Source organism: Pedobacter sp. HMWF019 (assembly GCF_003061025.1).
Classification (GTDB): domain Bacteria; phylum Bacteroidota; class Bacteroidia; order Sphingobacteriales; family Sphingobacteriaceae; genus Pedobacter.
Map to the genome: position 1 here is coordinate 1 of NZ_QAIL01000101.1, position 6,915 is coordinate 6,915.

Annotated in this window: 3 protein-coding genes; 1 reads left to right on the forward strand and 2 read right to left on the reverse strand. The window is 38.7% G+C overall.

Annotation, left to right across the window (positions count from 1 at the left end; translation table 11 throughout):
* Positions 1-4 precede the first annotated feature (4 nt).
* Positions 5-337 (forward strand): helix-turn-helix domain-containing protein, encoded by a 333-nt coding sequence (locus DBR11_RS06500; RefSeq protein WP_108550798.1) that lies wholly within the window; start codon positions 5-7, stop codon positions 335-337.
* A 74-nt stretch (positions 338-411) separates the two neighbouring features.
* Here the strand turns inward: DBR11_RS06500 and DBR11_RS06505 are convergent, their stop codons facing one another.
* Positions 412-5,214, reverse strand: a complete 4,803-nt coding sequence (locus tag DBR11_RS06505) for a chemotaxis protein CheB (protein WP_108550796.1) — start codon at positions 5,212-5,214, stop codon at positions 412-414.
* Positions 5,214-6,743 (reverse strand): GAF domain-containing protein, encoded by a 1,530-nt coding sequence (locus DBR11_RS06510; RefSeq protein WP_108550797.1) that lies wholly within the window; start codon positions 6,741-6,743, stop codon positions 5,214-5,216. Before DBR11_RS06510 ends, DBR11_RS06505 begins: the two co-directional genes overlap by 1 nt.
* Positions 6,744-6,915 lie beyond the last annotated feature (172 nt).

Here is a 6,915-nt window from a genome sequence, read left to right on the forward strand (position 1 = left end):
ACTAATGACAAATCACATAGGACAAAATATTAGAAGCTTGCGTAAGAAACAAAACTGGTCGCAGGAGAAAGTCGCAAAGGGGCTTGAAATTTCAATTCCGGCATATTCTAAAATAGAAACCGGCATAACAGACATTAACATTGATCGCCTTCATCAGATAGCCGCATTTTTCAATGTTTCAGTCGTGGATATTCTAATCGATGAACAGGCCGGATCCAAATCCCAGGAACAAGGTATGATTACCGAGCTTAAAGCTAAGCTGGCCAAACGTGAAGAAGAATATATCCAGCTGCAGGCTAAGATCATTGATCTTTATGAAAAGCTGAAAAAGATCTAAACAATCATCCCCCCCTCTTGTTCATCATCAGCATTAAAATGCTTCTATGGGCATTTTAATGCTGATGATGAAAGTTAAATTCCATCTATTGGAATTTTAAACCAAAATTCCGATCCTTTATTTTCTTCGCTGTTCACACCAATAGATCCGTTGTGCCTGCGTACAATATCGGAGGAAATGTACAAACCCAAACCCAGACCGGAAAATTGAAAGCTATCATCATTGACACGGAAAAACCGGTCAAATACGAGTTCTGCTTTGTCTGATGGGATTCCAATACCAAAATCTTTTACCGTTATCTTTAAATACCTTTCAATGACCTCTGTATAAATCACCGCTCTTTTACTTTGCGGGGAGTATTTGATGGCATTGGACAAGAAATTATTCAAGACCTGCTGTATCCTCTGCTCGTCAGCATAAATCTCTAAGTCATCCAGATGCTCAATTTCAATAACATAATCTTCGGTATTCTGTATATCCTCTGTACATTCCAGAATCAGATCTTTGATATTAAAACGACTATAATTAAACTGCATTTTACCAGCCTGGATCCTTGTGACATCCAAAAGATCATTCACTAAAGCGGTCAGGTTATCTAACTGTCTGTTGGCTTTATAAATATAGGTTAACATCTGCTGCTCCACATGGCTATTTTTCGCAAGCCTTAGGGTTAGCTGGAGAAAACCTTTAATACTGGTGATCGGTGTTTTGAGTTCATGGCTCGCAATACTCATGAATTCATCTTTTCTCTGCATGAGTTCTTTGGTTGATTTCTGGGCTTTCAACAAATCCGTCACTTCAAAACCAAAAAAAGCAATTCCATCTACCTCACCCCGATCAGTATACACCGGCGTAAATATAAAATCAAACCAGTAGTCCATCAGCTCCTGGTTAACTGGGTTAAATAATTTTACATGGAATGCCTTTGCTTCATAAACTTCTCCTGTTTTTAAAATACGTTTCTGAATTTCCAAAAGCTCAGTTCCATGAAGTTCAGGATGAATGTCCAGATAACGATGGCCAATATATCCTTTATCGCCATTAAATTCAAGAAAAGCATCATTTACAAATTCATAAACCAGCTCTGGTCCTCTGCGGATCGTAATGAGTGCTGGCGCCTTTTTAAATATCCGGTAAAATTCGTCCTGCTGTTTTTTTATCAGTTTCTGAAGTTCATTCTTCTTATCTTCAACCTGCTTTTGTTTACTGATATCGATGATGTAAGTTACCGCTTCCCGATCATTCCCTTCCTCGAGTAGTGCCGATCCAATCATCACAGAAATGCGATGACCGTCTTTATGAAGGTACTGTTTTTCAAAAGGAGGACATACCCCTAATTTTTTTATTTGTTGCAAGGCGACCTGGGTAACAGGCATATATTCTTCAGGGGTGATTTTACTCCAGTTCAGACCTTTATCCAGGTCTTCACGGCTGTAGCCGATCATCTTAATAAAAGCATCATTAGCATCTTCAATGTTGCCAGTGTCTATATCGCAAAATAACATGCCAATTACATTGGAATCAAAAATCTTTCTAAACTTGCGTTCGCTTGATGTCAACTTATTTTCCGTTTCAATCAGGGTAGTAATATCAACCATCGAACCTACCATGCGATAGGGCGTTTGAAAGTCGTCCTTCATGATTGTCCCCCTGTCCAGAATAACAGCATAATGCCCATTTGTCTTTTTCACCCTGTATTCTGCAGACCACTGAGGCTCTCCTCTATTGATGGCATCATATACGCTATCTTGTACCCTTTTCCTATCTTCAGGATGAATTTTATCAAACCAAAAAACAATGTTACCGTTCTCTTCTTTTTGTTCATAGCCAAACATCGAAGTAAAGTTATCGCTCCTCCATATTGTGTTATCAGCAAGTGTCCAGTCCCAAATGGTATCATTGGTTGCCCTTGACACCTGTTTAAACCTTTCTTCGCTTTCAGATAGCTCCATTGTCCGCTCCTTAACCTTCAATTCCAGCTCTGTATTCAATTTTTTAAGATTTTCCCTAACACTGATCAGTTCGTTGTAATTTTTCTTTATCTTCTGATCAGCAGCTTTCTGATCTGTAATATCGGTGAGCGTAGCCACAAAACCATCCGACATCTTTACAGCAACGAGATGAAACCATCTGAGTGCCGAACTCTGAAACTCCGTTTGCAGCACACCTCCTTTTTCAACTACATGAATGTATTTACCAAATAAATTTCCTTCCGATAATTCAGGTATTTGTTTAACAAGCAAAGCCTCCTTAAAATCTTCCATACTCTTATCAAAGAAGCTTAACGCAGCATTATTAAATGAAACACACTTGAAGTCTGTAATAAAATGATCCTGGTTACGAATCGCTGTAAAAACAAATATGGCATTTAGGCTGGCATTAAAAACCCCGTTAATCAGGTTATTTAAGGCCGTAATTTGCGAAATATCCACAAAGGTGACCACCACCCCGTCATTTTTCTTATCCTGTCGAACATAAGGTAAGATCCGCATTAAACTTCTGGTTCCATTTTTTAAAGCAACTTCCTTTTCCAAGCTATGTCCGGTCAATAAGACCTTTCTGATCTCACCAATAAAATTTTCGGATTGGACATTATTAGAAATATGTTCGATAGAACGACCAATATCTGCATCAATCAGATTGACCATACTCACTGCCGCCGGGTTGAACTTACGAATGTAAAGTCCATTATCCAGAAAAACCTGACCTATGTCTGTACATCTGAAATAATTATCAAGATCATCGTTCAACTCCACCAGTTCCTTAATTCTCAACTGATGTTCTGTGTTTAAAGTATGTAATTCTTCATTCAGAGACTGCAACTCTTCATTACCAGACTGGAGTTCTTCATTTGCAGAGAGTAATTCTTCATTTGTGGACTGTAATTCCTCATTCGTGGTTTCCATCTGTTCTACTGCCACTTGCAAATTGTTCCTGGTTTCGTTCAACTCTGCCTCCAGTTCATAGATATATTCACTATGCTGATCTGCAGAAAGAGAATGCAATGCCAGTTCTTCTTTACCAGGAATAATCTCTGCGACACTTTCTCTAAAAACAATCATGGTCAAACCCGTGTCTCGTGCAGGAGGCTGTATAGAAATATTGAGGTATATATCTTCTTCTTCCCGCTTCATCCTGATTTTGGTCAGGTGTACGGTAACATACTCCTTCCAGCATCGGCGCAGTGCATTGTTCAGCACAATAGCAATTTCCCTGGAAACCATTTTGAGGACATTAAGTTCCATCTTTTGATCAGGAAGGGAAAGAAACTTCTTGTAATTACCTACGGCTTCCTTAATTAAGTAACCTTTGTCTATAAAAACACCTGCAAATCCGAGCTCTTCTGCAATAAATTTATGAAGCCGGACTTCCCCGGTACTCTGCACCGGCTCTTTCTGCTGCCCTGCTCTCTTGTCTTTTACCGGGAGAAACTGACCTCCTGTACTATAAGTATTGAAATTTGAGTAGTGAATGGGGCCAGATTTTTGATATAGCTTCCATTTACCAGAGATTTCATTGATGCCTTCTTTTAATACGCCTGCGGTCTCACTTGAACCCAAAAACAAATATCCTTTCTTATTCAATGAAAAGTGAAAGGTGGAGAGCACTTTTTCCTGCAAAACATTATTCATGTAGATCAGCATGTTCCTGCAGTTGACCAAATCGTTTTTAATGAATGGCGGAGACTTGATCACATCATGACGGGCGAATACGATTTGTTTTCTGATTTCAGGATTTACACTAAAAAAGTTCTCCTCCTGCGTAAAATATTTTTTAAAGAGACCCGGCTTGATTTCTTTTTTCAGATAATTTGGGTACTGGTTTCTGGCTGCGATCTCAATGCTTTTCTCATCAATGTCAGTTGCAAAAATTTTAACTTCGAGTATTTTTCCTGATTTTCTTATGCACTCGTTAAGGAGAATTGCGACAGAATAGGCTTCCTGACCAGTACTGCAGGCACAAATCCAGACTTTTATAATTTCATTTTCGGATTTACCTGAAACGATATCAGGCAGCACTTTGCTTTCCAGTATATCAAAGGCCTGTGGATCTCTGAAAAATTTTGTTACCCCAATCAAAAAATCTTTTCCAAGTATTTCGGTTTCCGCTGCGTTCTTCTTTAAGAAACCAACATAATCACTCAATGCATGTATGCCATTTTCCGTCATCCTTCGGGCAATACGCCTCACGATGGTTGGTGTTTTATAAAAGCTAAAATCATTACCGCTTTGTTCATAAACTAAAACAAAGATCTGATCCAGTAAATCTCCATCAATATAGCCATTTTCCAAAATTCTGACCGGGAGTTCATTTGCATAATTGAAAAGCTCCTTTGGCATGTCCTTAGGGGAAAGAACATAATCTGCATTTCCCGAGGCAATGGCACTATTAGGCATGCCATCAAATTTTGCTGTGGAAGGATCCTGTACAATAACCATCCCTCCCTTTTCTTTAATTGTCTGAATACCTTTTGTACCGTCTGTACCTGTTCCAGATAGAAGCACAGCAATGGCCAGTTCCTTCTTATCTTCTGCCAGTGTATGCAGGAATGTATCAATCGCTGTATTAGGTGCTTTGACCAAAGACTTCTCTGCAAGTTTCAGACGTCCCTGGCTTACCGTCATCAATTTATTGTTAGGAATGATATAGACACAGTCTTGCTGTATAGTCATATTGTGCCCTGCTTCAAACACCTTCATATGAGTATGCTTCGCAACAAGTTCTACCAGTAAGCTCTTATAATCCGAAGATAAATGTTGTATCACTATAAAAGAAAAGCTTGAGCTTTGTGGCATATGGTCAAAAAACTCATGAATAGCTTCCAAACCACCCGCAGAAGCCCCTATAGCTACGATATAAACCCCTCGTTTACTCATTAATTATACAATTGTTTGGTTCTGAATTCGAAAAGAAAACTCCGCAGCGACTCTGCGACCTCTAGTTCCTGGTCTCCCCAGGCTAAACTATGCTTCCTTACTGTTTGCTTCCACATTTTAAAAGAATGACGCGGATGATAGTTTTTTCCATCCTTTTCGAAATTAATCGCCTCATTAGGATTTCCTCCCCAGTGAATGTCTTCAATCACTTCCGGCCGGAAAAAAATTAAAAACTCTCCTCTTTCGATATGAATCGGTATGACAAGCAATCCGCTGCCAACTTCAGCAAAATCAGCAGCATCTTCATAAAGGTCGATAATGTGGTTGGTAGAAAAAACTTTGTCAACATTTTTGCCTTCCAGCCAAAGCAAAAGATTATCCAGGTCATTTTTACCCGGTACAACTCCGGAACTCTCTAATTTATGGTCTAAAGAAACAACTACACCAGAGGCAGAAAATAGATCAAGGAGCTTATCTGGTCCATCTTCCATTAGTAAACCCGAAATGTCGTCTTTAGAATAGATCAGATCTGTAAGGACAGTTCTCTTCTCCTGGAAGGTCCGGCCCATCTCAAATTTTTCACGGTCTATGAGTAAAGAAATTCTGCTGGAAATCACTGTAGATAGCCATTCAAAAATAGAACACAGCTGAAAATTAAGATGTTTCTCTTCTATATGATGACAAGAGATCAAGCCCCAAAGGTTTTCATTATAAATCACCCTTACCGACATGGATGATTTTATATTCATATTCTTCATATACTCCAGATGGACTCCGGCCACACTTCTCAGATTACAATCTGAAAGGTCGATAAAAGCATGTGTAACAGGGTTAATAACAGGATATAGGCGCACAGGTTTAAACTCCCTGTTTGGGATTAACCTATAAGGGTTCTTCAAATAGAGCTGGCGTGCTTGTTTTGGAATATCCGAAGCCGGAAAAGTTTGCCCGATATAAGGTTCAAGATGGTCGTTTTTCTCTTCAGCTATAACCGTTCCATTCCAGTCTTTGTCAAATCTGTACATCAAAACTCCATCAAAAGCAGATATTCTGCGCATTTCATGAATAGCAATTTCCGCAACCTCCTGAACAGATTCGGCCTCATCAATGGCCGACATAATGTATTTTATATCCTGAAAAACATCTGTAAATCCCCGCTCAGCATTCGGATCAATAGGTTCAAACTCTAAAATCAGATATTCTGGTTTGATATGTACCAAGGCATGTGCTACCAGCCCTGTAAAAGCGGGTTTAAAAGAAATATTTAATGGTATTCTATTTCTAACGCCACTATTTAAGACTCTTTTTAACCCTGATACACTCTCCTCTTCCAGATATCTGGAAATTGGTGTGTTCACAAAATCCTGTACAACTGTGCCCGTAATCTCATCAATATTCTCACTAACCTGTATCACCTGTAAATCAACACTTTCCAAAACAACAAGATAACCATAGCTTTGTATTGAATTGATGTGATTTAGTGGTAAACTTCCACAAAAGTCTGAGTCGTAATTTGTTTTTTTCGTCATTTTATCCTGGCAGTGATTTCAATTTTCCTCATTTCATTTTATGGAAAAGAATTAATTAATTTTCAATTTGGATACCAAATAATGTACCAACTCTCGGGAAATACCTAATTAAAATGGTAATAAACATGTTCACAATAAAAATAGTTGAAACATATTAAACATTTCATCGAAC